Below are 26,193 nucleotides of genomic sequence, written 5' to 3' on the forward strand. Positions count from 1 at the left end.
TCTCACCTCACCGCGAATGCCGGATGCGGGGGTTCAGGACCCCATACAGAACGTCCACCAGCAGGTTCACGGCCATGACCGTGGTCGCGATCAGCAGAACGCCGCCCTGCAACGCCGGATAGTCGCGGCGGTTGATGCTCTCGATCAGCCACTTGCCGACGCCGGGCCAGGAAAAGATCGTCTCGGTCAGGATCGCGCCGCCCAGCAGCGTGCCGACCTGAAGGCCAATCACCGTCACCACGGGGATCAGCGCGTTGCGCAGCGCGTGCAGGCCGATGACCCGCTTGCTCGCCAGCCCCTTCGCCTTCGCCGTGCGGATATAGTCCTCGCCCAGCACCTCCAGCATGGCCGAGCGCGTCATGCGCGCCACCACGGCCAGGGGCACCGTGCCCAGCACGATCATCGGCAGAACCAGATGGTGCAGCGCCGACCAGAAAGCCTCGTACTCGCCGGCCAGCAGCGTGTCGATCAGCATGAAACCGGTCACCGGCTCCACGTAATGCAGCAGGTCCAGGCGCCCGGACACCGGCGTCCAGCCGAGCCCGACCGAGAAGAACAGGATCAGCAGCAGGCCCCACCAGAAGATCGGCATCGAATAGCCGGTCAGGCTGATGCCCATCACGCCATGGTCGAAGATCGACCCGCGCTTGACCGCCGCGATGATGCCGGCCGGCAGGCCGACCAGCGTGGCGAACAGCATCGCCGCCACGGCCAGTTCGATGGTGGCCGGGAACAGCGTGAAGAATTCGGAGATCACCGGGTTCCGGGTCACCAGCGACAGGCCGAGGTCACCGGTCAGCACCCCACCGATGTAGTCCAGGAACTGCTGCCACAGGGGCAGGTCGAGCCCCAGCTCTCGGCGCAGCTGCTCCAGGCGTTCGGGCGGAATGCCGCGTTCGCCCACGCGCACCTCGATGGGGTCGCCGGGCACCAGCCGGATCAAAAGAAAGGTCAGAAAGGTGACGCCGAGGAAGGTCGGGATCACCAAGCTCACCCGCGTCAGGATGAAGCGAAGCATCGGATCGTCACCGGGGGTCGTAACGAAAGCAAGGGGGCACCAGCCCCCTTGGTCATCCCTAACCTATAGGTATAGGGAAGCCGGGGGTTTAATCCTCCGGCCACCCCTTTGTAAAGCCGTTCCTCGTGTGGACTTATTGTTTCAAGTCCACGCCATGGAAACGATGCACACCGAACGGGTCCATCTTGTAATCGACCACATTCTTGCTCAGCGCCATGTGCTGGATCGAATGGCCGATGGTGAACCAGGGCGCCTCCTCCTTGAAGATCACCTGCGCCTGCTCGTACAGCTTGGTGCGCGCGGCGATGTCCGTGGTGCGCTTGGCCTGGAGCACGAGGTCGTCATACTCCTTGTTGCACCACTTGGCGATGTTCGAACCGCCCACGCGCGCCGCCTCGCAGCCCAGCAGGACGTGCAGGAAGTTGTCCGGATCGCCGTTGTCGCCGGTCCAGCCCAGCATGCCCATCTGGTGCTCGCCAGCCTGCAGGCGCTTGCGGTACTCGCCCCACTCGTACTGCACGACCTTGGCCTTGATGCCGACCTTGGCAAGATCGGCCTGCATCATCTCGGCCATGCGCTTGGCGTTGGGGTTGTAGGGGCGCTGCACCGGCATGGCCCACAGGTCGGTCTCGAAGCCGTTCGGATAGCCGGCCTCGGCCAGCAGCTTCTTCGCGCGCTCCTGATCGAAGGGGTAGTCTTCGATGTTGTTGTTGTACGACCACATGGTCGGCGGGATCGGGTTCTTCGCCGGAACACCGGAGCCCTGATAGACCGCGTCCACGATGGCCTTCTTGTCGATGGCCATGTTCAGCGCGCGGCGCACCCGCACGTCGTCGAACGGCTTCTTGCCGACGTTGAAGGCGAGGTAGCCGACGTTCAGGCCCTCCTGCTCCATCATCGTGATGTTGGGGTCCTTCTTCATCGCCTCCAGGTCGGCCGGATTCGGGTACGGCACCACGTGGCACTCGCCGGCCTTCAGCTTGGCGTAGCGCACGGCCGCGTCCGGCGTGATGGCGAAGACGAGGTTGTCGAGCGGCTGCCGGCCGCCCCAATACTGCTCGAACGCCTTGTAGCGGATGACCGCGTCCTTCTGATAGGCGACGAACTGGAACGGGCCGGTGCCGATCGGGGCTTGGTCGATCCGGTCGATCTGGTTCTTCTTCTGCAGGAAGTCCGCGTATTCCGCCGACTGGATGATCGCGAAGGGCATCGCCAGGTTGGCGATGAAGGGCGCCTCGACCTTGTTCAACGTGAACTTGACCGTGAGGTCGTCGACCTTCTCGATCGACTTCAGCAAGTCGGGCATCGCCATGTCGTTGAAGTAGTCATAGGCGCCGCCGGACACCTTGTGGAAGGGGTGATCCTTCTTCCACTGGCGGTTGAACGACCACAGGATGTCGTCGGCGTTGAACTCGCGCGTCGGCTTGAAGTCGTTGTTGCTGTGCCACTTCACGCCCTTGCGGAGCTTGAAGGTGTAGACGAGGCCGTCGTCCGACACCGTCCAGGATTCGGCAAGGCCGGGGATGACCTTGGTGCCGCCGCGCTCGAACTGAACGAGGTTGTTGTACACCGGCAGGCCCACGTCGAAGCTGGTGCCGGTGGTGTTCACCATCGGATTGAAGTTTTCGGGGCTGCCCTCGGAGCAATAGACGAGGGTCTTCGCCGCCTGTGCCGGCGCCGCAAACGCGAGCGCGGCGGCAACGCCAAGCCCGGCACCCAGCAGGATGCGCTTCATTCTTCTAGCCTCCCGTGTTCGATCGAAAGGGCGCCGGTTTCTACGGTCGCCCTTTGTGGTCTCTAAGGTCATTTGGCGCGCGGCCGATTTCGCTGTCAACACGCAAGCCAGCCTAGCCCTTGCGGGCGTTGCCATGCCTTTCGTCCCAGCTGGTATCTCAACCGCAGGCCGATTTCCACAGATCCTTAGTATTCGTAGAATAGCAGCGAATCCGGCCATTTCAGGGCGGACGGCGCGTCAACCTCGACACGGGTCCGCACGCGCTTCCGCCATGATCGATCACCGCCCGGATCGGGGGATCCGACGCCGACGGATCGCGACTCCGGCGGCGCGCTATCCACTCCGCAGCCATCCCACATCCTCAACCTGCGCAAGCCTGTCCTGAGCATGGGGTGGACGGGTAAATCTGGAAGCGGTGGGCATAGCGCACTATGGTGCGCCGGCTTCTGCCCACGGGATTTCGATGACCGCTGCCCCCCGCCACGCGGCCTTGACCGCCTGCGCCCTGTATGTCCTCTGCTCGGCCCTCATGGCGTCGAACGTCATCTTCGGGCGCGCCGCCGCGAACATCGTGCCGCCGGTCGGGCTGGCCTTCTGGCGGTGGCTGGTCGCCTTTCTCATCATCCTGCCGATGGCCCTGCCCGGCCTGCTGGCCCACCGCCACACCCTGCGCGCCGCGTGGAAGCGTTACCTGCTGCTGGGCGCGCTCGGCCAGGGCATCTGCGGCGCCGTCGTCTACATGGGGCTGGAACAGACCAGCGCGACCAACGCCGGCCTGATCTACGCGACCAGCCCGGTCATGATCGTGATGATCGCCGCCCTGTGGCTGGGCGAGAAGGTCACGCCGCGCCAGACCGCCGGCATCCTCGTCGCCATGGCCGGCGTTCTCGTGATCCTGACGCGCGGCGACCCGCAGGTGCTGTTCCGCTTCGCCTTCAACGTGGGCGACCTGCTGGTTCTGGTCGGCGCGGTGGCCTGGGCGGTCTACACGGTGCTGCTGCGCCAGTCGCGCACGTCGCTGCCGGTGGTGACGGCCTTCGCCGCCAACGCGCTGGCCGGCGTCATCGTGCTCGCCCCCTTTTACCTGTGGGAAACCCTGGCCTTCCGGACGGTGCCCGTCTCGGCGGAGGCGGCCGTCCGCATCATCGGCGTCGCCCTGTTCGCCTCCGTCCTCGCCTTCATCACCTACCAGAAGACCATCGCGACCATGGGGCCGGCGCGGGCGGGGACGACGCTCTACGTCATGCCGCTGTGGGCGGCGGTGGCGGCCTGGGCGCTGCTTGGCGAAGCGCTGCAAGCCTTCCACCTCGCCGGCTTGGCCCTGGTGCTGCCCGGCGTCGCACTGGCGACCCTGCCGCCCCGCAAGCCCGCTCCCGTCACCCGATCATCGGAAGCGTGAGGCCCCGCTCCCGCGCGCACTCCTTCGCCAAGTCATAGCCGGCGTCGGCGTGGCGCATCACCCCGGTGCCCGGATCGTTGGTCAGCACCCGCTCCAGCCGCCGCGCCGCCTCCGCCGTGCCGTCGGCGACGACGACCATGCCCGCGTGCTGGCTGTAGCCCATGCCGACCCCGCCGCCGTGGTGGATCGACACCCACGTCGCGCCCGAGGCGCAGTTCAGCAGTGCGTTCAGCAGCGGCCAGTCCGACACCGCGTCGGAACCGTCCATCATCCCCTCGGTCTCCCGGTTCGGGCTGGCGACGGAGCCGCTGTCCAGATGGTCCCGCCCGATGACGATGGGCGCCTTCAGTTCGCCCTTCGCCACCATCTCGTTGAAGGCGAGTCCCAGCTTCGCCCGATCGCCCAACCCCACCCAGCAGATCCGCGCCGGCAGCCCCTGGAACCGGATTCGCTCCCGCGCCATGTCCAGCCAGTTGTGCAGATGCGGGTTATCGGGGATCAGTTCCTTGACCCGTTGATCCGTCCGGTAGATGTCCTCGGGATCGCCGGACAGGGCAGCCCAGCGGAACGGCCCGATGCCCCGGCAGAACAGCGGCCGGATATAAGCCGGCACGAAGCCCGGAAAGGCGAAGGCGTTCTCCACCCCCTCGTCCTTGGCCATCTGGCGGATGTTGTTGCCGTAATCCAGCGTCGGCACGCCCATGGCGTGGAAGTCCAGCATCGCCCGCACGTGCCGCGCCATGGACTGTTTGGCCGCCTTCACCACCGCCGCCGGGTCGGCCTGCCGCTTTGCCTCCGCCTCCTCCAGCGTCCAGCCGGCCGGCAGATAGCCGTTCAGCGGGTCGTGCGCGCTGGTCTGGTCGGTCACCGCGTCGGGCCGGAAACGCGGATCGGCCTTTGCCCGCCGCACCAGTTCCGGAAACACCTCCGCCGCGTTGCCGAGCAGGCCGACCGACACCGGCCGCCCGGCCGCCTGCGCCTCCCAGATCATCGCCATCGCCTCGTCGAGGCTGTTGGCCGAACGGTCCAGATACTTCGTCTCCAGCCGCCGCTCGATCCGGTGGGCGGAGCATTCCACGGCCAGCATCGACGCCCCCGCCATGGTCGCCGCCAGCGGCTGCGCCCCGCCCATGCCGCCGAGGCCGCCGGTCAGGATCCAGCGCCCTTTCAGGTCGCCCGCGTAATGCCGCCGCCCGACCTCCACGAAGGTCTCGTAGGTGCCCTGCACGATCCCCTGGCTGCCAATGTAGATCCAGGACCCGGCGGTCATCTGGCCGTACATCATCAGCCCCTTGGCCTCCAGGTCCCGGAAATGCTCCCAGTTCGCCCAGGCCGGCACGAGGTTGGAGTTGGCAATCAGCACCCGCGGCGCGTCCGCGTGCGTCCGGAACACGCCCACGGGCTTGCCCGACTGCACCAGCAACGTCTCGTCCTCACCCAGCCCCTTCAGCGCCGCCACGATGGCGTCGAAGCAGGCCCAGTTCCGCGCCGCCCGCCCGATGCCGCCATAAACCACCAGCTCGTCCGGGTTCTCCGCCACGTCGGGGTCGAGGTTGTTCATCAGCATGCGCAACGGCGCCTCGGTCAGCCACGACCGGGCGGACAGTTCCGTACCGCGCGGCGCGCGCACGACACGGCGGTTCGCGGATTGGCTGTCGGTGGAGGCAGAGTCGGTCATCAAGAACCCTCCCGATTTTTTCTTTAGGTCGGAACGGCGCCTTCTCCCAGCAAGATCAACTCCGCGTCATCCCGCCCCGCACCACGCCCACGCATGGGTTGGCGCCCAGCCAGTAGCAAAGCTCCGCCGGGTCGCCGACGTCCCACACCGCGAAGTCCGCAGCCTTGCCCGCCTCCAGCGTCCCGTGCGTCTCGGCCATGCCCAGCGCCTTGGCGGCGTTCCGCGTCACGCCGGCCAGCGCCTCCTGCGGGGTCAGGCGGAACAGCGTGCAGGCCATGTTCAGCATCAGCAGCAGCGACACGGCCGGCGAAGTCCCCGGATTGCAGTCGGTGGCGACCGCCATCGGCACGCCGTGTTTCCGGAACAGCTCCACCGGCGGCAGTTTCGTCTCACGCAACGTGTAGAACGCGCCCGGCAGCAGCACGGCCACGGTCCCCGCCTCGGCCATGGCGCGCACGCCGTCCTCACCCGTGTGCTCCACATGGTCGGCCGATAGCGCCCCGTAGCGTGCCGCAAGGGCCGCACCGCCGCCGTCCGACAGCTGGTCGGCGTGCAGTTTCACCGGCAGGTTCAGTCGCCGCGCCGCGTCGAACACGCGGGCGGTCTGTTCCGGCGTAAAGGCGATCCGCTCGCAGAAGGCATCCACCGCATCCACCAACCCCTCCGCGGCCAGCGCCGGCAGAATTTCCTCGCACACCAGATCGATATAGGCGTCCGGCCGCCCGGTGAACTCTGGCGGGACCGCGTGCGCGGCTAGGCATGTCGTCCGCACTGTCACTCCGTACTGCTCCCCCAGCCGCCGCGCCGCGCGCAGCATCGCCCGCTCCGTGGCGAGGTCTAGGCCGTAGCCCGACTTCACCTCCACCACCGTCACCCCTTCGGCGAGCAGCCGCTCCAGCCGCCCGGCCGCGCTCGCCACCAGCCCCTCTTCCCCCGCCTGCCGCGTCGCCGCCACGGTGGAAACGATGCCGCCACCGGCCCGCGCGATATCCTCGTAGCTGGCGCCCTTCAGCCGCATTTCGAACTCGCGGGCCCGGTTGCCGCCGAAGACCAGATGCGTGTGGCAATCGATCAGCCCCGGCGTCACCCAGCGCCCGCCGAGATCGTGCACCTCCCGCGCCGCTCCTTCCGGCAAGTCCGCGCGCGGCCCGACCCAGGCGATCCGCCCATCCTTCACCGCCAGGGCGGCGTCCCGGACGGTGCCAACCGGTGCCATGGTGGCGGCGTGTCCGTTGAACCAGAGGCTGTCCCATTCCATTCTACAGGTCTCCCCTTTCTCAACCCATCGGCCACATGCCCACCCTGTTCGCCGACACCGCCCTGCTTCCCGACGGCTGGCGCAGCGCCGTCCGCATCACGGTGGCCATGGACGGCACCATCGCCGCCGTGGAGCCCAACGCCTTCCCCAACGGCGCCGAGCGGACCGCCGGCCCCGTCATTCCCGGCCTGCCCAACCTGCACAGCCACGCCTTCCAGCGCGCCATGGCCGGCCTTGCCGAGCGCGCGGGGCCAGAAGAGGACAGTTTCTGGACATGGCGGGAAACCATGTACCGCACCGTGGCGTCCCTCACCCCCGAGCAGGTGCAGGCCATCGCCCGTCATCTCTACATTGAGATGCTGAAGGCCGGTTACACCTCGGTCGCCGAATTCCACTATCTGCACAAGGCCCCGGACGGCACCGCCTACGCCGATCCCGCCGAGATGGCCCAGCGCATCGCGTCGGCGGCCGAGGACGCCGGCATCGGCCTGACGCTCTGCCCTGTGCTCTACCGTCACGGCGGCTTCGGCGCCCAGTCGCCCGGCGAAGGGCAGCGCCGTTTCATCCTGACCACCGACGCGTATCTCGACCTCCTGACCGCCATCGACCCGCGCGTGCCGACCGGCATCGCCTTCCACAGCCTGCGCGCGGTCACCGTGGAGGACATGGGCACCGTTCTGGCCGCCGTCGATCCGGCCCACCCCGTCCACATCCACATCGCCGAGCAGCGGCGCGAGGTGGAGGATTGCCGCGCCTGGTGCGGCGCCACGCCCATCGACTGGCTGTACGACCATGTCGAGGTGACGGCGCGCTGGTGCCTCGTCCACGCCACCCACGCCAGCGACGCGGAACTCGCCCGCATGGCCGCGTCCGGCGCGGTTGCCGGCCTCTGCCCGACGACCGAGGCAAACCTCGGCGACGGCGTCTTTCCCGCGCGCCGCTTCCAGGAACTCGGCGGGCGGTTCGGCGTCGGGTCGGACAGCCACGTCGCCGTCAGCCCGTCCGCTGAGCTGCGCTGGCTGGAATACGCCCAGCGCCTGACGGCGGAGCGGCGCAACCGCCTGTCCCGCCCCGGCCGCTCCTCGGTCGGCGGCTCGCTCTGGCAGGCGGCGCTCGAAGGCGGTTCGGCCGCCCTTGGCCATCGCACGCCCGGCATCGCGGTCGGCGCGCGCGCCGATCTGCTGGTGCTGGATGGCAACCACCCGCTGCTTTCCTCCGTCACCGATGACGCTATTCTCGACCGCTGGATCTTCGCCGCCGACCGTGCTCTGGTGCGCGACGTGATGGCCGGCGGCGTCTGGCGCGTCCGCGACGGCCACCACCCGAAGGAGGCCGAGGCCGCCGCCGCCTTCGCCCGAACCGCCAAGGCCCTCGCCTCGCTATGATCAAAGCCCGCCAGCACCGCGTCCTTCTCTGCGCCGACGACTACGGCCTATCTCCGGGGGTGAACGAGGCGATTTGCGACCTGATCGCCGCCGGGCGCCTGACCGCCACCTCGGTCATGTCGCTCTGCCCCTATTGGCGAGAGGGCGCCGCGCCCCTGAGGACCCTTGCCGACAAGGCCGACGTCGGCCTGCATTTCACCCTGACCGACCAGCCGCCGCTGGGCGCCATGCCCGGCCTTGCCCCGGACGGCCGCCTTCCCCCGCTCGGCACGCTGATGCGCAAGGCCTACACCGGCGGGCTCGACAAGGTCGAGATCCGCGCCGAACTGGCCCGGCAGATCGACGCCTTCACCGCCGCCTGGGGCGGCCCGCCGGCCTACATCGACGGGCACCAGCACGTGCACCAGCTGCCCATCGTGCGCGAGGCTGTGGCCGACGCGCTCGCCACGCTCCCCGGCGCCTACGTCCGCCTGTGTCGGGAGCCTATTGCGGCCATTCTTCGCCGTGGCGTCGCCGTTCCCAAGACGCTGCTGATCGGCGGCCTCGGCGGCGGTCTCGCCCGCCTGACGAAAGCGCGCGGCATTCCAGCCAACGAGCGCTTCGGCGGCGTCTACGACTTCTCCGGCAAGGCGCCCTTCGCCGACCTGATGGCCCGTTTCCTCGACGCCCCGAATGGGAAGACCCTGGTGATGGTTCACCCCGGCATCCCGGACGAGGCGTTGCGACGGGCCGACCCGTTGGTCGATCAGCGCAAGGTCGAGTACGACTATCTGAAGGGACCCGATTTCGCCGCCCTTCTGGACGCCCGGAGCATCCGGCTTGCGCGCTTTGCGGATCTTGCGACCGCTTGACGCGATGCGGCAGTTTTATGACGCATTGCGGTAGCCTTTGACCGCCACAAAACAATTCGATACCTAGAGATTCCCATGGACGGCGCCTCGCGGATTGCATGAATCCGGCGGCCTGCGCTCCCCCGTGGCAGGGTGGTCGCTGGAGAGCTGCGAAGCATGAATCAACAGGTGCCGTTCGACCCGCAGATCCCCCTCGCCACGCCCATCGGCATGGCCGGCGAACGCGGCGTGCGCGCCCCCCTGGTATGGGACCAGCTAGCCCGGACCCTGCTGTTCTGCCTGGCAGTCGTCGCCGCCCTGACCTTCCGCGACTACGGCATCAGCACCGACGAGGAGGTGCAGCACATCTACGGGCAGAAGCTGCTGGCCTTCTACACCAGCGGCTTTCAGGACTGGTCGGCGTTCAGCTTCAAGGATCTCTACCTCTACGGCGGCCTGTTCGATCTCGTGACGGCGCTGCTCGTTCCCAATTCGCCGTTCGACGAGTACGACACCCGGCACCTGCTCTGCGCCATTGTCGGCGTCTTCGGCATCGCCGGAACGTGGCGGCTGGGGCGCTTGCTGGCCGGCCCGCGCGCCGGTTTCATCGCGGCGGCCCTTCTGGCGCTCAGCGGCGTCTATTACGGCGCGATGTTCAACAACACCAAGGACGTGCCCTTCGCCGCCGGCATGGTCTGGACGGTCTATTTCGCCACGCGCATGGCGTTGCAGTTCCCAAGGCCACGCCCGTCGGCGGTGTTGAAGTTCGGCCTCGCCCTTGGGATGGCGCTCGGCATCCGGGTCGGCGCGATCCTGGCCGGCGTCTATCTCGGCGTGGTGGCGCTGATCTACATCGGCCTGACGGTGCGCCGGTTCGGGACGCGCGCAGCCTTGTCCGACGCCGGCTCGATCGTCCTGCGCTCCCTGCCCGCCTTGCCGGTCGCCTACGGGCTGATGGCAGCGCTCTGGCCCTGGGCGGTGTTCGAGCCCCTGAATCCCTTCCGCGCGCTGTTCACCTTCTCCAGCTTCCAGCATCTGCAATTCTCGCTGCAGACCCTCTATTCCGGCGCCATGGTTTCGGCCACCGACGCCCCCGCGCTGTACCTGCCGGTCTATCTGCTGATCAAGCTGCCGGAAACCGTGGTGATCGGCACCAGCCTGTCCGCCCTGCTGCTGGTCGCCTGGGCATGGCGGACGGCCCGCGACGGCGGCTCCTGGCTGCCGGTCATCCGCTATACCATGACGATTCTGGCCGCCTTCCTGCCCATCGTCATGTTCGTGGCGATGCGGCCGACCGTCTACAACGGCATCCGCCATTTCCTGTTCGTCGTGCCGCCGCTGACCGTGCTGGCCGCCGTCGCCTTCCAGCGGATCTGGACCCTCGCCGAGGCGCGGAGCGAGCTTGCCGGCCGCACCGTCGCCCTGGCGCTCGCCGCGACGGCGACGGTGCAGGCCTGGACGCTCGGCACGCTGCATCCCAACCAGTACGTCTACTACAACCAGTTCGTCGGCGGGCTGAAGGGCGCCGATGGCCGGTTCGAATTGGACTACTGGGGCAATTCCCTGCACGAGGCGACCAAGGAACTGATCGCCTTCATTGAGCGCGAGAACGACGGCAACACCCCACCGCGCACCTACACGCTGACCGTCTGCGGCAACCCGCTGGCCGTGCGTTACGACCTGCCGCCCTGGCTGAAGCTGGTCAACGGGATCGAGCCCGACTGGCGCCGCGCCGACTTCTTCCTGGCCTTCACGCAGAGCCGCCGCTGTCCTTCCCTGCTCGATGGCCGCCCGATCATCGAGATCGGGGTGGACGGCGTGCCCCTGTCCATCGTCAAGGACCGCCGCCGCGTCGAGGAGTGAAGCGTCCGGTAGTAATACGTACGTTCCACAAGCTTGACGCCTTCGGCACCGTGCCCGTACCCTTTCAAGGCATAGTTGCGCCAAGGAACGGCGCCCCCTTCACCGCAGGGGGTACCAACGACCGTTCCAGCGCACTCCATTCATGAATGCGATTGGGAGCGAATTCGTGCCGCAGAACGTGCATTCAACAAGCGATACCCCCCAGGACTGGGTCGCCTTCTGGAACCGCCCGAACGCCATCTACGCGAACCGCCGCAACTTGGAAGCGCATTTCGCCTGCCTGCTGCGTGACCTCGAAACCTATTTGCCGGAAGGCGGTACAGTGCTGGATTTCGGCTGCGGCGACGCTCTGGCGGCCGAGGCCATGGCCGCGCGCTGCGGGACTCTCTACCTCTACGATGCCGCCCCGGCCGTCCGGCAGCGCCTTCAAGACCGCTTCCACAATCACCCGCGCATCAAGGTGTTGGACGAAGACAGCCTTGGCTCCCTGCCGGCCGGCAGCATCGATCTGATCCTTGCGGTTTCCGTTCTGCAATACATCCCGCGTGAGGATCTGCGAGGCCTGATGCACCGCTGGCGCGGCCTGCTGCGGCCCGAAGGGCACGCCCTGATCGCCGACGTGGTAGACCCGCACACACCGATGCTTCAGGACATCGCCAGTCAGCTGCGCATGGCCCACCAGCACGGCTTCCTGCTGGCCGCTCTGCTCGGACTCGGCCGGCTGGCCTTTTCCGACTACCGCCGCATCCGACGCGAGGCGGGTTTCTCCGCCTACACCCCGGCGGAGCTGATCGACGTGTTGGAGGCCGCTGGTCTGAGCGCCGCCCCCCTGCCGCGCAACGTCGGCCCGACGCCGCACCGCCGCTCCTTCCTGGCCCGCCCCACCGATCGGAAGGCCGCGGTTCAGAGCGCGGATGAACCGGCGTTGAAGGTCCAATAGCGGTTGGCGGCAAAGCTCCACACCATCACCAGCCCCGTGGCGGTGACCTGCGCCAGCAGGTAGTGGAGGTCCAGCCCGTGGGTCAGCGCCCACATGATCGCGCTGTTCAGGCACAGGCCCACCGCCGCGACGGCGACGAACTTCGCGGCGGTGGGCAGGTGTTCCTGCTCGCTGCGGAAGACGTGCCCATAGTTCAGCACGTAGCTGATGATCCCCCCGGTCACATATCCCGCCGCCGAGGCCGGCACCGGCGGCACCGCCAGCAGTTCGGCCAGGACGATCAGCACCCCGTAATGCCCGACCGCCGCCGCGCACCCGACGACGGCGAACAGGATAAATTGTGTCAGCGGATGATGGGCCACGGGATGCACCGGCAAGTCTTTCCGCGCGAAGCTCTACCCGCGCGATAGCCCCCTGTCCACCCCCACTCCGGGAGAAGGAACGGTCATTCATCCCCCTCCCATTCCTTCTTGCGCAGCTTGTAGCGCTGGACCTTCCCCGTCTCGGTCCTGGGCAGCGCGTCCAGGAACTCCACAGCACGCGGATATTTGTAGGGCGCAATCCGTTCCTTGACGTAGCCCTGAAGCATTTCCGCCAGTTCGTTGCTGGGCCGCACGCCATCGCGCGGCACGATGAACGCCTTGGGAATGGTGCCGCGCAACGGATCGGGCGCAGCAACCACCGCGCATTCCTCCACCGCCTCGTGCCGCAGCAGCAGTTCCTCGACCTCAAGCCCGCTGATCTTGTAACCGGCTGAGACGATCAGGTCGTCGGTGCGCGCGTGGTACCAGAAGTACCCGTCCTCATCCATGTGGAAGGCGTCGCCGGTCAGATTCCAGCCGCGCTGCACATAATTTTCCTGCCGGGGATCGTCGAGATAGAGGCATCCCGTCGGCCCGCGCACCGCCAGCCGCCCGACCTGCCCCGGCGGCAGGGGAGTCAGGCTGTCGTCCACGACGCAGGCCTCGTATCCCGGCACGACCTTCCCCGTCGCCCCCGGCCGGACCGCGCCGGGCGGAGAGTGCAGCACGGCGTTCAGCATCTCCGTCGTGCCGAAGCTGTCCAGGATCTCCAGTCCCGTCGCGGCTCGCCACGCCTCGAAGGTCGCGGCCGGCAGAGGCTCGCCCGCCGACACGCAGGCGCGCAGGCTTGCCAAGCCCTCGGCCGCCACGACCTCGCCCTCCAGCATCGTCGTCATGGCGCGGTAGACGGTCGGCACGGTGAACATGACGGTGGCCTTGTGCCGCTGCACCGCTTCCAGCAGTTGTTCCGGCGTGGACCGGTCGAGCAGCACGACGGAGGCCCCGACCCGCAACGGGAACAGCAGCAGCCCGCCCTGCCCATAGGCGAAGGCAAGGGATGGAGTTCCGCAGAACACGTCGTCGGCCGTCGTGTGCAACAGGGACTGCGGCGACAGGTCGGCCACCGCCAGCAGGTCGCGGTGGAAGTGCGCCGTCGCCTTCGGCAGCCCCGTCGTCCCGGATGTGAAGGCGATCAGCGCCACATCATCCCCCGCCGTGTCGGCGGCGGTGAAGCCCGGCGGCTTGTCGGCGGCCCTCGCCTCCAACTCTCCCCCGTTGAAGCTCAGGACCGGCGTTTCCCCGCGCGCGGCCTCCAGATCGTCCAGGAACCGCGCGTCGCACAGCGCCAGATCGACGGCGGCGCGCTTCAGAATCGCGTCCAGTTCTACCGCGCGCAGCAACGACATGGTCGGGACGACGACCGCCCCCGCCTTCAGCACCGCCAGCCAGCAGGCAGTGATCATCGGGGTGTTCGGGCCGCGCAGCAGCACGCGGTTGCCGGAGACGATGCCGAAGTCCTCCACCAGCACCCGCGCGACGCGGTCCACCGTGTCGCGCATCCGGCCGTAGCTCCACACCACGTCCCCGCCAGCCACGCCCCCACCAATTACACAGGGGCGTTCGTCCCACCCGCGATCCCGCCAGACGTCCAGCAGGGCGGTGGCGGCGTTCAGACGCTCGGGATAGGTCAGCTCGGGCCGGTCATAAAGGAAATCGGGTTGTTGCTCCTCCGGAGGCAGGCCGTCGCGGGTGAAGCTGTCGATGTGACCGGACTGAGCCATACGCTATCGCCCCCCGTCCCTGTTTCCGCCGCGCGCCGATGTCTTCACCTTGCCCAGCAACCCCATCAACTGCACGACCTCGTCATGGGACAAGCCGTTGGTCATCTCCGTCAGCCAGCGGCGCTGCGCCGCCGTGATCGCCTGGACGATGGCCCGGCCCTCCGGCTCGATCCGGACCAGTTGCATGCGCCGGTCGCTGGCGGCGGGCGCCCGCGTCACCAGCCCGTCGCGCAGCAACCGCTCCACGATGCCCGTGACGTTGCCGTTGGTGACCATCAACCGTTTCGACAGTTCTCCCATGGTCAGCCCCTCGGGCGACCGGTCGAGCAGCGACAGAACGTCGAAGCGGGGCTGCGTCGTGCCGAATTCCTGGCGCAGCCGGCTGCGCAGCCGGGCGCCGATCAGGACGGCGCACGCCGAGAGGCGCAACCACAGGCGCATCTCCGGGGAGGCGGCGAGATCGGCCGCGGCCTCCACATCGACCGATGCGTCCCCCGGCGCCTCGGCCGAACACTCGGCCGGTGCGAAGGTGGATCCCTTCACGGTCTGTCTCACTCCCTTTGAGGGGCGTCCGCCGCGCGGCGTCCCTTCTTGTATGGATTCATTACTGTAGTGCGCTGCTCAGCCTTTGAGCCATGCAACGACAGAATGGTGGGTGCACAAGCAATCACCGTTTACGCTGGGAGGGTGGGCGCTCACGCGCCAGCGCTGAGGTACAGGTCGATTTCCGCCTGCTCCATGACGTGGGCGGTGCCGTGGATGATGCCGTTGGCGACCTGGATGATGCGGTGGATCATCGCCACCGAAGTCTGGCAATCCAGGCGCAGCTTGTCCGTCATGCCGTCCTGGATGTCGGCCCCGATCCGGTCCAGCGTGTGGCGGATCACCTGATGGGCCTGGGCGATGGTGTCCTCGAAGGGGCGCTTGAACTTGCTCGGCACATGTTCGTACGCCTCAATCGCCAGGTCCTTGTCGGAAAAGCCGCTGTCGCGAAAATGCTCGGCATAGCTCTTGGGCTGCCAGATCAGGCACTCCTCCAGCATGTCCGGCATGTCCGGAATCATCTCGATCAGCATCACGATCTCGTTGAAGTGATTGAGATAATCGGTCGCCAGCAGGGTCTTGTCGGAGATGTTGGTGCCCTTCACGCGCTGACGCCACGCCAGGAAGTCGGCCAACTCGTCCGGCGGAATGCCGTTGGTCATGGACGGGTCGAACTCTTGGTCTTCCATACGCGGTTCCGAATCCAAACGACAACGGGCGGGCAGCACCGTGGGACGGGAGATCTGTCAGTAATGCCCCGCAATCCAGCGCGCAAGCGTGCGCGAGCAACCGGCGCGCTGCAAGCGGCAAAAAAATTGCCGCCCCCACGGTTCCCAAAGAGGGGCGTGGGCGGCGGCTTCAGGAACTGGCGGTTCAGGGAGGAATCACACCATTGCCCCAAGAACACTCCCTTTTCCCGTTTGTTCCCGCACGCTTCGCATGTGCGGTATGCGGGAACGAATCCGGCTGGACGAAAAAGCGCCGCCACCGGGGGAATGGTGACGGCGCGCAGTCTTGGGAACACTCGCCATAACCCCATCGCGATCCGCGTCGGGGCGCAATACCAGAGTGACGGGATAAGTCTTTCACAAGCGTTAAGGCGGCGCACCGCGCCCGTTCCCGTGCGAGCCGCTCATCGCGCAATCGAAAGGGGATATCCGAAATACACTAACCGGTCCGAGGTAACCCGCTCCAGCTATCACCAATAACCCTTTTGAATTCACTCCTGATATGGCGCGAACTGCGCCATATGAACTTAACCTTGGAAGCAACAAATTCCAATTTCTCTTGCCACGAAGAACCGCGGCGGTGCCCAGCCAACCGCTTTGCAGAGAGGTACGGGGAGAGTCATGGATCAAAACACCCGCCACCTGATGGAGCATCTGCCCTATCTGCGCCGATACGCCCGTGCCCTGACCGGCGGGCCGGCTCAGGGTGATGCCCTGGTGACGCGCACACTGGAATGGTGCCTGGAGGACAAGGGCGCCCAAGCCGGAACCGACCAGACCGGAGCCGATCTGTCACGCGGCGCCCTGTACCGACATCTGAACCACCTCCAGGACAGCGCCGGCCAATCGGCGACGCGCGTTTCCCGACACCCGGTCGAGGCGGCGTTGTACAGCCTGGACGAATCCGACCGCCGCCTTTACCTGCTGGTCAATCTGGAGGATCTGCCACTCGCCGACGCCGCCTCGGTCCTGGAAATGCCGCCGGAAGAGGCGGTGGAGCGTCTGAACCGTGCCCGCGAGAGGGTGCGCGACCGGTTGACCGCCACGATCCTGATCGTGGAGGACGATGCGATCATCGCCTTTGATCTGGCGGAGACCGTGCGTGGCATGGGCCACACCGTGTGCGGCAACGCCGCCACCATGGACGAAGCTCTGGCGCTGGCCGCCGAACACAACCCGACGCTGGCGCTGATGGACATCCGCCTTGCCGAGGGCGACAACGGCATCGAGGTCGCCCGCGAACTGCGCCGCCAGCGTTTCCTGCCGGTGATCTTCGTGACCGCCTTTCCGGACGAGCTGTCCAAGCGCGGCCTGGAGCATCTGGGGCCGGTGATCCCCAAGCCCTTCACCCGCGAGCAGATCGAGCAGGCGATCACCCGCGCCGTCTTCACCCCCCACCCCGAGGAAGCGAAGATGGCGCTGGGGCCGCACTGAGCCGACGGTGATGGCCCGCCGGTGAGGACCCTGGGTTACTTGAACACCACCGTCTTGTTGCCGTTCAGCAGCACACGGTGTTCAACGTGGTAACGGACCGCCCGCGCGAGCACGATGTTCTCGATGTCGCGCCCGATGGCCACCAGGTCGTCGGGCGTCATGGTGTGGTCCACGCGCTCCGCCTCCTGCTCGATGATCGGCCCCTCGTCGAGGTTGGACGTCACGTAATGCGCCGTGGCGCCGATCAGCTTCACGCCGCGCGCGTGCGCCTGATGGTACGGCTTGGCGCCCTTGAAGCTCGGCAGGAAGGAGTGGTGGATATTGATGACCCGCCCGGCCATCCGCTGGCACAGCGCCGGCGACAGCACCTGCATGTAGCGGGCAAGCACCACGAGATCGACGTTTTCCTGTTCGACGATCTCCAGCAGGCGGGCCTCCTGCTGGGCCTTGGACTCGTTGGTCACCGGCAGATAATGGAACGGAATGTTGTGCCACGCCGCCAGCTGATAGAAGTCGCGGTGGTTGGAGACGATCGCCGGGATCTCGATGGGCAGATAGCCGGTTCGGTAGCGGTACAGCAGATCGTTCAGGCAGTGGCCGAACTTCGACACCATGATCAGCACGCGCTGGCGCCGGCTGGCGTCGTGCAGCTTCCAGGTCATGGCGAAGCGCTTGGCCACCTCCTCCGCGAAGGCCGCCTCCAGCTCCGACTGCGACGGTCCACCGGCCGCGGCCGAGAAATGGATGCGCAGGAAGAACAGGCCCGAGACGCGATCGCCGAACTGCGCGCTGTCGATGATGTTGCACGACCGCTCGGCCAGGAATCCGGACACCGCATAGACGATGCCCACCGTATCGGGACACGAGATGGTCAGGATGTAGTCGGAAGCGGTCTCGGACATGCGCGCCTACCGTTGCGGGCAAAAATTGGGGGCGAGTTCCCTAGCATGAACCTCCGCCGGATGCACCCGGCAATCGCTTTGGCGGCAATCACATTGGCAGCTTTTGGTAAAGACTTTCATGGCACACTGACGACCTCGACCGGAGAGGTGCATGATGACCATGGGCGGCAAGATCATCGGCGAGTACGCCAAGGGCAAGGTGGACAAGCTCCTAACGCCGGAAGCGGCCGACAGCACGTCGCGCCACCGCATCCGGCATTTCCTGGAGAACATGGAGGCGGCCGTCCTGGAGGCCAACTGCGAGGTCATCGGGCGCGAGATCCCGCATCTCAACCAGGAATCCTTCCTGCGCATGGCGGTCCGCGTGGCCGAATTGCGGGCCGACTACATCCGCGCTGGCCTGAAGGCGACCGAAGCCCGTCACCCTGCCCCCGCGGCCATTGAGGAGTTGGCCCGCATCCGCAAGGCCTACGAGGAGATGCAGGCGGTCTTCGACGCCGCCGAACGCATCATCGAACGCGGCTACGTGAAGCTGGGATAAAAAGCCAATGCCCCTTCCCGCTTCGCGGGAGAGGGAGAATTGCGCCGGACCAGTTCGGATCCTGGTTCTTGGAGATCACCCGCAAGCAGCGCGGGCGAAATGCCGCCGTTTCCAAAGTCGTGCCTGTTTCCGTTTGATGACAAAACCCCTCCCTGGCATCGCCGGAGAGGGGTTTGCAAATTCCACGCTTTGAGATCGAAAATGTCCGTCAGACGTCGCGAAAGTGTTCCAGTTCGCGCCGAAGGCTTGTCGCCTCCTGCTTCAAGGCAACCAGACGACCAACATCAGGAGCCGGGCTGCGCTCTTCCTTTTCGAGCTCACCCTCGACCTCTTGCTGCTCCTGCCGGATGATGTTGAACAGGGCTTTTCTCAACATCGCGACCTCCCAAGCTTATTGCTAAAATTTTAGCGCTTTCGGCGAGTATCTTCAAGCAAGCAGTGGATTGAGTCGAATCTTCATCCGGCCATGCCCGGGTGTATGAAAATCTTCCCTGCGCCATTGGTGGGGATTACCACCTTCGTCCCTTGACAACCCTTTTTCGCGCACCCATTGGTTAACGCGGACGAGACGCCGCCGGCCTGAACGCGGCGGAGCTTGGGGCTCATGGAACGCAGACACTTCCTCCACCTCGCGCTGTCGCTCCCCCTTCTTGGAAGCGGCGTGCTGCTGCCCTCCGCATCCCTGGCGGCGGAGAAGACGGCCGCCCGCCCGCCGGCGCGGCGGCGGCTGATCATGCTCGACCCCGGCCACGGCGGCATCGACCCCGGCGCCATCGGCACGCGCGGCACGAAGGAAAAGGACGTCACCCTCGACATTGCGCGGGAAGTGATGCGCCTGCTCTCCACCCGGCACAAGGTCGACGCCAAGCTGACCCGCCAGGACGACCGCTTCCTGGCCCTGGACGAGCGCGTGGATATGGCGCGGGAGTCGCGCGCGGACCTGTTCGTGTCCATCCACGCCGACAGCGCCCCCAACCGCGAGGCGCGCGGCCTGTCTGCCTACACATTGTCCGAAAAAGGTTCCGATGCTTTCGCCGCCGCCCTGGCCCATCAGGAGAACCAGGTGGACCGGTTGGGCGGGGCCGATCTGAAGGGCACCAAGAAGGTGGTCAAGGACATCCTCCTCGACCTCACCGCCCGCCACACCAAACACGCCTCGCTGGTCGCCCGCCACACCATCGTGAAGGGGGTTGGCAAGGACCTCCGCCTGCTCGACAACCCCATGCGATCCGCTAACTTTGCCGTGCTTAAGGCGCCGGACATCCCCTCCGTCCTTCTTGAGACCGGATTCCTATCAAACCCCCACGATGAGGAGATCCTGCGCGACGCCAAGGCGCGACGTACGGTCGCACGGGTGCTCGCGCGGGAACTGGCGGGCATCGTGTCCCGCGCCCCCTTCGCCTGACCGTCCACGTGATTGCGGCCTTCGCAGCCGCAGCGAGTGCAACATTCGTGCATCACCCTGGAATAAAAAGACGATGACGCGTAAAAGCCCCCAGAATCCCCATTGCCAACGCGCCCGCAGCATGACTTTTTCCCGCCGCTCGCCCCTTTGGCGGGCTGGGGGACGGAGGCAGAGCGTGGCAGGGTTTGGCCGCCTTTGGGCGCTGGTTGGGATGGTCGCCGTGACGGCGTTCGCATCCGGCTGCGCGCCCGTGGTGATCGGCGGCGCCGCCACCGCCGGCGTGGCCGCCAGCGAGCATCGCGGACTGAAGGGCTTCGCCAACGACACCCAGATCCAGGCCGAGATCAATCACCTCTGGTTCCAGCATTCCATGGACCTGCACCGGCGCATGGGGCTGACCGTCAACGACGGCCGGGTGCTGCTGACGGGGCGCGCGACCGACCCGCAGATGCGCCTGGACGCCGTCCGCCTCGCCTGGCAGGCCAAGGGCGTGCAGGAAGTCATCAACGAAATTCAGGTGGACAACGAGTCGGGCCTGATGGACAGCGCGCGCGATACCTGGATTTCGACCCAGCTGCGCACCCGCCTGACCTTCGACTCCCGCATCCACAGCCAGAATTACAACATCGATACCGTCAATGGCGTTGTCTATCTAATGGGTCTGGGCGTCAGCCAGGACGAGGTGGACCGCGCCGTCGATCACGCCCGCTCGCTGCCCAACGTCCAGCGCGTTGTCAACTACGTCCGCCTTCTCTAACCGTCCGCATCCTCCAGCGCCCCGCCTCCTCCAGCGCCCAAGGTCAACCGCCGCCATGGCACTCCTGCCCGTCCTCGCCCACCGCCTAGCCGCCCTCGCCACGGTCCTGTTCCTGACCATGGTGGCGCTGACCGCCGCGGCCGTGCTGGTGCTGGCCGGGGGCGGCGCGGCGTTCGCGCAACAGGCGCAGGACCAGGGGCCGGCGAACCGCCTGTTCGTCCAGGCGATGCAGATGATCAGGCAGGCCGACAACACCTACGACGTCGCCGAGGAAAGCCGCCTTCTGAAGGACGCCGACAAGCTCCTGAACGAGATCGTGGTGAAGTATCCGGACAGCCCGCTGGCGGTTCAGCTCGTCACCAACCAGTTCGTCGGCGACTTCGACTTCTACGAATTCCGCTCGCGCATCCGCGCGCTGGTCTGCAACGAGCCGCTGACCTCGCTGTGCTTCCTGCACCGCGTCGGCGAGATGCTGCCGCCGGTGGAAACGCCGATCACGGCGGCCCGCTGGGACTGGCTGTCGCTGGCCGTCGCCTACAACACCGTCGGCGACGGCGCGCGCGCCAAGGAGATCGTCGCTCCCTTCGTCAGCGCCGTGCGCCGGGGTGCCGCCGCCGATGGCGCGGGGCAGGACCTGTTCGTCGCCCGCGCGCTCGCCCTAATGGGTCAGACCCAGCTGGCGCTGGACATCACCCGGCAGATCCCCGACTGCTCGACGCGCATCTACAACCTCGCCGACATCGCCAAGGCGGCGGCATGGCGCAACGACGTGAACCTGACCGTCCAGCTGGCCGAGGAGGCCAAGGCCTACGCCACCGCACGCGGCTGTTCCTGGGAGCTGGGCCTTGTCGCCCAGGCCTTGCTGCGCGCCGGCAAGGAGGCCGCCGCCCGCACCCTGTTCCTCAACACGGTCGAAACCCAGTTCTCCAAGTTCCGCGAGACCAAGGGCGACTGCTGCCCGCCGGAGCTGGCCGTCGCGGCGGCGGAGCTGAGCGACAGCAATCTCGCGCTGAACCTGCTGCGCACCGTGCAGGACGAGAATCCCTGGGCCATTCCGGCGGTGCTCGGCCGGCTGGCGCGGCGCAGCGACGCCGCCGTGGCGCTCGCCTACGCCGAGCAGGTGCAGGACATCGACATCCGCGGCGAGTCCTTCGCCGAACTGATCGAGGCGGCGCTGAAGCGCGGCGACGGCACCACCGCGGCCGAGCTGATGAAGCGCCTCAACCGGATGGTGGACGAGGCCGCCGGCCGCCGCCCCGCCCTGCTCGCCCAGAAGGCCAAGGCGGAAAAGGCGATGTACGGCGACGACCGCTGGCGCACGACCTTCCAGTCGTCGATCAACGCCGCCGAGCGCGCCAGCAACTTCGTCCGCCGCGACATCGGCGCGCCGCTGCTGTCCGCCCTGGTGCGCATCGAAACCGGCCTGCCGATGCTCGATTAATCACAGCACCTGCTTCGGCAGCGACAGCAGCTCCTTGCGGATCTGCCCGAGGCTCGGCCGGTTTTCCGCCCCGAAGGCGATCGGCCGGCACAGGTGCATGGCGGTCACGCCGACCCGCGCGGTCAGCAGCCCGTTGATGACCCCCTGCCCCATGCGCGTGGAGATGGCCGCCGCCAGCGACCCGCCCAGCGCTTCCACCGCGACATGGTGCGCGCTCTCCGCCACCCCGGCGACGGCGATGTTGGCGAGCATCCGGCGCAGCAGCTTCAGCGAACCGACATAGCCCGGCCGCGCGCCGTAGAGCGCCGCGATCTCCCGCACCAGCTTCAGGTTCCGCCACAGCACCACAGCGAGATCGACGACCGCCGCCGGGCTGAGCGCCGTCGCCACCGCCGTGTCCCGCGACGCGCGCAGCACCATCTGGTAGGCCCGGCTGTCGAGCGGCGCCATCACCTCGCGGTCGAGCAGCCGCACCACCTCATGGTCATCGTGCGCGTCCGTGACATGGTCCTTCACCCGCTCCAGGGACGGCGCCAGATCGGTGCGCCCGGCGTACAACCGTGTCAGGGACCCGGCGAAGCGGTCCGCCTCGCCCGGTTCCACCGCGCCGGACAGCCGCTCCGCCTCCTGCCGCAGCGCCTCGATCCTGCGCAGCCGCCGCAGGGAGCGCAGTTCGCCCACCAGCATCGCCACCGCCGCCCCGCCCGCGACCACCGCCAGCGATGCCACCAGGGCGCCCAGCGCCACGCTGGTCGCAAAGGACCGGTTCAGCAAATCCCAGGTGTCAAACCCCAGCGCCACCAGCACCAGCGCCGCGACCGCCCCGACCAGCCACCGCCCGACGCGGCTCTTCGGCCGATCATCGACCGCCAGCAGCGCGGGCAACCGTTCGCCGGCGGTTCTGGGCGCCGTCCCGGCGATGATCGCCTCCTCCTCGGCGGCCGGCACGGGCGCGGCCCGTCCCGGGTCCAGTTCCATGGGCGGAACCCACTCCGCCTCGCGGGTGCGGGAATCGGTCATTCCAGGTAATCCCCCAGCAGGAACTGCAAAGCCTGATCCAGACGGATGTGCGGCAGGCCGCGCGTCTCGTGCGCCAGATTGTCGGGCGGCTGGAAGGCCATGAACTTGTAGGGATTGTCCCGCCCCGGCGGGAAGTCGGCATTCTCCGGGATTTCGCCGGGGAACAGCACCGTTGGCCGGTCGCGCCCGATGGGCACGCCGCGCACGCAGCGCAACTGCCGCCCCTCATGCTCGCTCACCACCGTCTCCGTGCATTTCAGCGCGGCGATGGCCATGGTGTCCACCTGTGCCCCCTCGAACCGGATGGAGGAGCGCGCGTCGGACACCAGCCGGTCCAGCAGATGCCGCAAACTGTTGTGCTGGTGCGAGGCGACGTGGTCCGCCTTGGTCGCGGCGAACAGCACCCGGTCGATCTTCGTCCCGAACAGCCAGTCGAGCCACCCCGCGCTGCCGTGCCGGAACGGCTCCAGGCTCAGCTCCAGGGCGCGCTTCATGTCACTCATCCCCGCCGGGCCGGAGTTCAGCGCCCCCAGCACGTCGATCAGCACGATCTGCCGGTCGAGCCGCGCGAAATGTTCGGAGAAGAAGCCGCGCACCACCTTCGCCTTGTACGCCTCATACCGTTCCTCCATCAGCGCCCACAGGCTGCCGCGCCCACGCTTTTCGCCGGGCAGCGGGCAGAAGGTCAGCAGCGGCGCGTCCTTCCACTCGCCCGGCTCCAGGAACCGCCCCGGCTGGATCAGGCTCAGCACATTGTCCGAGCGCCGGCAGGCGTGCAGGTAGTCGGTGTAGAGCGCAGCACCCCGCCGCGCCGTCTCCTCCTCCGCCGGAGCGCCGGGATCGACCGTCGCCAGCCAGCCGCGCCACGCCGCCGACAACTCGTCGCGCGGCGGCCGCGCCGCCAGTTCCAACGTCAGGGTGCTCCACTCGGCGAAGCTCTGCCGCAGCAGTGGCAGGTCGAGCAGCCACTCCCCCGGATAATCGACGATGTCCAGATTCAGCGTGGCGACCGGCTGGAGCGTCCGCTTGATGACCGCGTTCGGCCGGTAGCGCAGCGAGAGCCGCAACTGCCCGATGCCCCGCGTCGGCTCGGGCCAATGCGGCTCCGGCCCGGTCAGCGCCGCCAGATACCGCTCGACATCGAAACGGGGAACGTCCGGGTCCGGCTGGGGCCGCAGCCTTGCGGCCTGGAACCGCCCGGATGACACCACGTCCAGGAACGGCAGCCGCCCGGCCTTCAGCAGGTTATCGACCAGCGCCGTGACGAAGACCGTCTTGCCGGCCCGGCGCAGCCCTGTGACGCCCAGGCGGACATCCTGTTCCAGAATGCCGCCGGTCACCAGATCGCCGGCCCGTTCCACGAAACGGGTGCCGGCGTCGAACAGATCGTTGAAGACGGGAATGCGCAAGTCCGACGCTCAACCGAAGGGAAAACCGCCCTTCAATATGGGGATCCGCGCCCGCCGTCACAGACCCCCACCCTTGCGTCACGCTGTCAGGGTCAGTTGGCCCCGAAGTCCAGGCCCCACTGGGAGTAGCGCTCCGGATCGTTCTCCCAATCCTCGCGCACCTTGACAAACAGGATCAGGTGAACGCGCCGCTCCAGCATCTCCTCCAGTTCGGTCCGGGCAGCCTGGCCCAGCGCCTTGATGCGCGTCCCGCCCTTGCCCAGCACGATGGCCTTCTGGCTTTCGCGCTGCACGAAGACGACCTGGGAAATCTTGACGGAGCCGTTCTCAAACTCCTCCCACACCTCGGTCTCGACCGTGGCGGCGTAGGGAAGCTCCTGGTGGAGCTGGTGGAACAGCTTCTCGCGCGTGATCTCCGCCGCCAGCAGCCGCATGGGCATGTCGGAGATCTGGTCTTCCGGATAGTGCCACGGCCCCTCCGGCATGCGCGCGGCGAGGAAGTCGCGCAGATGCTCCACGCCGTCGCCGGTCGAGGCCGACAGCATGAAGATGTCCGTGAAGATGCCCTCGTCGTTGAAGGACTGCGCGAGGCCCAGCAGCTTCTCGCGCGGCACGAGGTCGATCTTGTTCAGGATCAGGATGGCCTTGCGCCCCTGCTCCTTCAGCTTCTCGACGATGCCGCGCGTGTCGTCGTCGATGCCCTTGCGCGACACGTCATAGAGCACGCCGACGAGGTCCGCGTCGTCCGCGCCCTGCCAGGCCGCCGCCACCATGGCGCGGTCCAGCCGGCGCTTCGGCTTGAAGATGCCGGGCGTGTCCACAAAGATGATCTGGCTGTCACCGGCAATGGTGATGCCCAGCACCCGCGTGCGCGTCGTCTGCACCTTGGAGCTGACGATGGACACCTTCGAGCCCACCATCGCGTTCAGCAGCGTGGACTTGCCCGCGTTCGGCGCCCCCACCAGCGCCACGAACCCGCAGCGCGGATTGTCAGGCTCATGACGGCCGGGCTCATGGCCGCCCGCTTCGTCCGTTCCGTCGTCCATGCCGTCTTCGAAATCGTTATCGTCGATATCCTTGTCGTGACCGTCAGTCATCGACCTTCACTCCCACTTGGCGCAGCAACGCGCTGGCCGCCTGCTTTTCCGCGATCCGCTTGGACGGGCCCGTGCCGATCACCGGCTCCATCCCCTGCACCCGCACCCCGACGCGGAACACCGGCTCATGCGCCGGCCCGCTCTGCTCGATCAGTTCATAGGCTGGCAGAGGTTTGCCCTTGCCCTGCACCCATTCCTGCAACGCCGTCTTGGGATCGACCGGCGGCGGCTGCACCCGGTCGATCTGGTCGGCCCAGGCGGAGCGGATGAAGCGCTTGGCCACCTCCATCCCACCGTCCAGATACAGCGCCCCGATCACCGCCTCACAGGCGTCGCCCAGGATGGTGCGGTTGCTGCGTCCGCCGCCCTGCGCCTCGGCCGGCGACAGGCGCAGATAGCGCCCCAGCCCGATGGCGTCGGCAACGCGCCCGACTGCTTCGCGCTGCACCAGCGACGCGTGCCGCTTGGCGAGCGCCCCCTCCCGCTCGTGCGGGAAGCGTTCCAGCAGCCATTCCGCCACGACCAGCCCCAGCACCCGGTCGCCCAGGAACTCCAGCCGTTCATAGGCCAGCCCCGGACCATGCTCCGGCCGCTTGCCGCCCCGGCCCGTGCGCTCCAGCCCCATCAGGCTCGGGTGCGTGACGGCGTCCGCCAGAAGCTGCATATCGGCGAAGACATGCCCAACCGACGCGGCCAAACCGTCCAGATCCGCGTCCATACGATCAGG

General features: G+C 67.4%; 24 protein-coding genes. 10 read left to right on the forward strand and 14 right to left on the reverse strand.

What is annotated here, in order from left to right; all coding sequences use genetic code 11:
* Positions 1–7: 7 nt before the first annotated feature.
* Together J2852_RS15720 and J2852_RS15725 are read right to left on the reverse strand one after the other, a co-directional pair.
* On the reverse strand, positions 8–1,018 hold the full coding sequence (locus tag J2852_RS15720) for an ABC transporter permease subunit (protein WP_209877124.1): 1,011 nt from the start codon (positions 1,016–1,018) through the stop codon (positions 8–10).
* Between the two features lie 133 nt (positions 1,019–1,151).
* Complete coding sequence (locus tag J2852_RS15725) at positions 1,152–2,753, reverse strand: ABC transporter substrate-binding protein (RefSeq protein ID WP_209877126.1); 1,602 nt, start codon at positions 2,751–2,753, stop codon at positions 1,152–1,154.
* Between the two features lie 463 nt (positions 2,754–3,216).
* On the opposite strand from J2852_RS15725, the gene J2852_RS15730 reads away from it, so the two are divergent.
* The gene (locus J2852_RS15730; protein WP_209877128.1) at positions 3,217–4,152 is read left to right on the forward strand and encodes a DMT family transporter; all 936 of its coding nucleotides are present in this window, start codon (positions 3,217–3,219) and stop codon (positions 4,150–4,152) included.
* Here J2852_RS15730 and hutU read toward each other — a convergent pair.
* Positions 4,130–5,830 (reverse strand): urocanate hydratase, encoded by a 1,701-nt coding sequence (hutU, locus tag J2852_RS15735; protein WP_209877130.1) that lies wholly within the window; start codon positions 5,828–5,830, stop codon positions 4,130–4,132. The genes J2852_RS15730 and hutU overlap by 23 nt on opposite strands.
* A 55-nt stretch (positions 5,831–5,885) precedes the next feature.
* Positions 5,886–7,088: an imidazolonepropionase gene (hutI, locus tag J2852_RS15740; protein ID WP_209877132.1), complete on the reverse strand. Its 1,203-nt coding sequence runs from the start codon at positions 7,086–7,088 to the stop codon at positions 5,886–5,888.
* A gap of 35 nt (positions 7,089–7,123) precedes the next feature.
* Between hutI and J2852_RS15745 the strand changes: the two genes are divergently transcribed.
* The 4 genes from J2852_RS15745 (at position 7,124) to J2852_RS15760 (ending at position 12,106) form a co-directional block, all read left to right on the forward strand.
* On the forward strand, positions 7,124–8,473 hold the full coding sequence (locus tag J2852_RS15745; protein WP_209877134.1) for a formimidoylglutamate deiminase: 1,350 nt from the start codon (positions 7,124–7,126) through the stop codon (positions 8,471–8,473).
* On the forward strand, positions 8,470–9,324 hold the full coding sequence (locus J2852_RS15750) for a ChbG/HpnK family deacetylase (RefSeq protein ID WP_209877136.1): 855 nt from the start codon (positions 8,470–8,472) through the stop codon (positions 9,322–9,324). Before J2852_RS15745 ends, J2852_RS15750 begins: the two co-directional genes overlap by 4 nt.
* A 156-nt stretch (positions 9,325–9,480) precedes the next feature.
* Entirely contained in the window at positions 9,481–11,166 is a 1,686-nt protein-coding gene (locus tag J2852_RS15755) for an ArnT family glycosyltransferase (RefSeq protein WP_209877138.1), read from the forward strand.
* A gap of 166 nt (positions 11,167–11,332) precedes the next feature.
* On the forward strand, positions 11,333–12,106 hold the full coding sequence (locus J2852_RS15760) for a class I SAM-dependent methyltransferase (RefSeq protein ID WP_343206757.1): 774 nt from the start codon (positions 11,333–11,335) through the stop codon (positions 12,104–12,106).
* Here the strand turns inward: J2852_RS15760 and J2852_RS15765 are convergent.
* From J2852_RS15765 to J2852_RS15780, 4 genes are all read right to left on the reverse strand, one after another.
* Positions 12,070–12,468 (reverse strand): GtrA family protein, encoded by a 399-nt coding sequence (locus J2852_RS15765; protein WP_343206758.1) that lies wholly within the window; start codon positions 12,466–12,468, stop codon positions 12,070–12,072. The two genes, J2852_RS15760 and J2852_RS15765, sit on opposite strands and share 37 nt — an antisense overlap.
* Positions 12,469–12,551: 83 nt before the next feature.
* Entirely contained in the window at positions 12,552–14,189 is a 1,638-nt protein-coding gene (locus tag J2852_RS15770) for an AMP-binding protein (RefSeq protein ID WP_209877144.1), read from the reverse strand.
* 3 nt (positions 14,190–14,192) lie between these two features.
* On the reverse strand, positions 14,193–14,732 hold the full coding sequence (locus J2852_RS15775) for a MarR family winged helix-turn-helix transcriptional regulator (protein WP_209877146.1): 540 nt from the start codon (positions 14,730–14,732) through the stop codon (positions 14,193–14,195).
* 152 nt (positions 14,733–14,884) lie between these two features.
* On the reverse strand, positions 14,885–15,421 hold the full coding sequence (locus tag J2852_RS15780) for a hypothetical protein (protein WP_246499703.1): 537 nt from the start codon (positions 15,419–15,421) through the stop codon (positions 14,885–14,887).
* Between the two features lie 660 nt (positions 15,422–16,081).
* On the opposite strand from J2852_RS15780, the gene J2852_RS15785 reads away from it, so the two are divergent.
* Positions 16,082–16,894, forward strand: a complete 813-nt coding sequence (locus J2852_RS15785) for a response regulator (protein ID WP_209877148.1) — start codon at positions 16,082–16,084, stop codon at positions 16,892–16,894.
* 35 nt (positions 16,895–16,929) lie between these two features.
* On the opposite strand, the gene purU is transcribed toward J2852_RS15785, so the two are convergent.
* The gene (gene purU / locus J2852_RS15790; RefSeq protein ID WP_209877150.1) at positions 16,930–17,796 is read right to left on the reverse strand and encodes a formyltetrahydrofolate deformylase; all 867 of its coding nucleotides are present in this window, start codon (positions 17,794–17,796) and stop codon (positions 16,930–16,932) included.
* A 151-nt stretch (positions 17,797–17,947) separates the two neighbouring features.
* Here purU and J2852_RS15795 point away from each other — a divergent pair, with 151 nt between their 5' ends.
* The gene (locus tag J2852_RS15795; protein WP_246499704.1) at positions 17,948–18,337 is read left to right on the forward strand and encodes a hypothetical protein; all 390 of its coding nucleotides are present in this window, start codon (positions 17,948–17,950) and stop codon (positions 18,335–18,337) included.
* Between the two features lie 208 nt (positions 18,338–18,545).
* Here J2852_RS15795 and J2852_RS15800 read toward each other — a convergent pair whose 3' ends face one another.
* Entirely contained in the window at positions 18,546–18,713 is a 168-nt protein-coding gene (locus J2852_RS15800) for a hypothetical protein (RefSeq protein ID WP_209877152.1), read from the reverse strand.
* A gap of 228 nt (positions 18,714–18,941) precedes the next feature.
* Between J2852_RS15800 and J2852_RS15805 the strand changes: the two genes are divergently transcribed.
* From J2852_RS15805 to J2852_RS15815, 3 genes are all read left to right on the forward strand, one after another.
* Entirely contained in the window at positions 18,942–19,742 is an 801-nt protein-coding gene (locus J2852_RS15805) for an N-acetylmuramoyl-L-alanine amidase family protein (protein WP_209877154.1), read from the forward strand.
* Between the two features lie 211 nt (positions 19,743–19,953).
* Positions 19,954–20,499 (forward strand): BON domain-containing protein, encoded by a 546-nt coding sequence (locus J2852_RS15810; RefSeq protein WP_246499741.1) that lies wholly within the window; start codon positions 19,954–19,956, stop codon positions 20,497–20,499.
* A gap of 55 nt (positions 20,500–20,554) precedes the next feature.
* Entirely contained in the window at positions 20,555–21,940 is a 1,386-nt protein-coding gene (locus tag J2852_RS15815; protein ID WP_209877158.1) for a hypothetical protein, read from the forward strand.
* Here the strand turns inward: J2852_RS15815 and J2852_RS15820 are convergent, their stop codons facing one another.
* From J2852_RS15820 to rnc, 4 genes are all read right to left on the reverse strand, one after another.
* A complete protein-coding gene (locus J2852_RS15820; RefSeq protein WP_209877160.1) occupies positions 21,941–22,960 on the reverse strand; it encodes a YcjF family protein in 1,020 nt (339 codons plus the stop codon).
* Positions 22,957–24,369 carry a YcjX family GTP-binding protein gene (locus J2852_RS15825; RefSeq protein ID WP_209877162.1) on the reverse strand — a complete coding sequence of 471 codons (1,413 nt, stop codon included), beginning with the start codon at positions 24,367–24,369 and terminating at the stop codon, positions 22,957–22,959. Before J2852_RS15825 ends, J2852_RS15820 begins: the two co-directional genes overlap by 4 nt.
* 92 nt (positions 24,370–24,461) lie before the next feature.
* The gene (era, locus tag J2852_RS15830; RefSeq protein WP_209877164.1) at positions 24,462–25,466 is read right to left on the reverse strand and encodes a GTPase Era; all 1,005 of its coding nucleotides are present in this window, start codon (positions 25,464–25,466) and stop codon (positions 24,462–24,464) included.
* The gene (gene rnc / locus J2852_RS15835) at positions 25,459–26,184 is read right to left on the reverse strand and encodes a ribonuclease III (RefSeq protein ID WP_209877484.1); all 726 of its coding nucleotides are present in this window, start codon (positions 26,182–26,184) and stop codon (positions 25,459–25,461) included. Before rnc ends, era begins: the two co-directional genes overlap by 8 nt.
* Between the last annotated feature and the right edge of the window lie 9 nt (positions 26,185–26,193).

Origin of the sequence: Azospirillum soli (assembly GCF_017876165.1) — a bacterium.
GTDB lineage: Bacteria > Pseudomonadota > Alphaproteobacteria > Azospirillales > Azospirillaceae > Azospirillum > Azospirillum soli.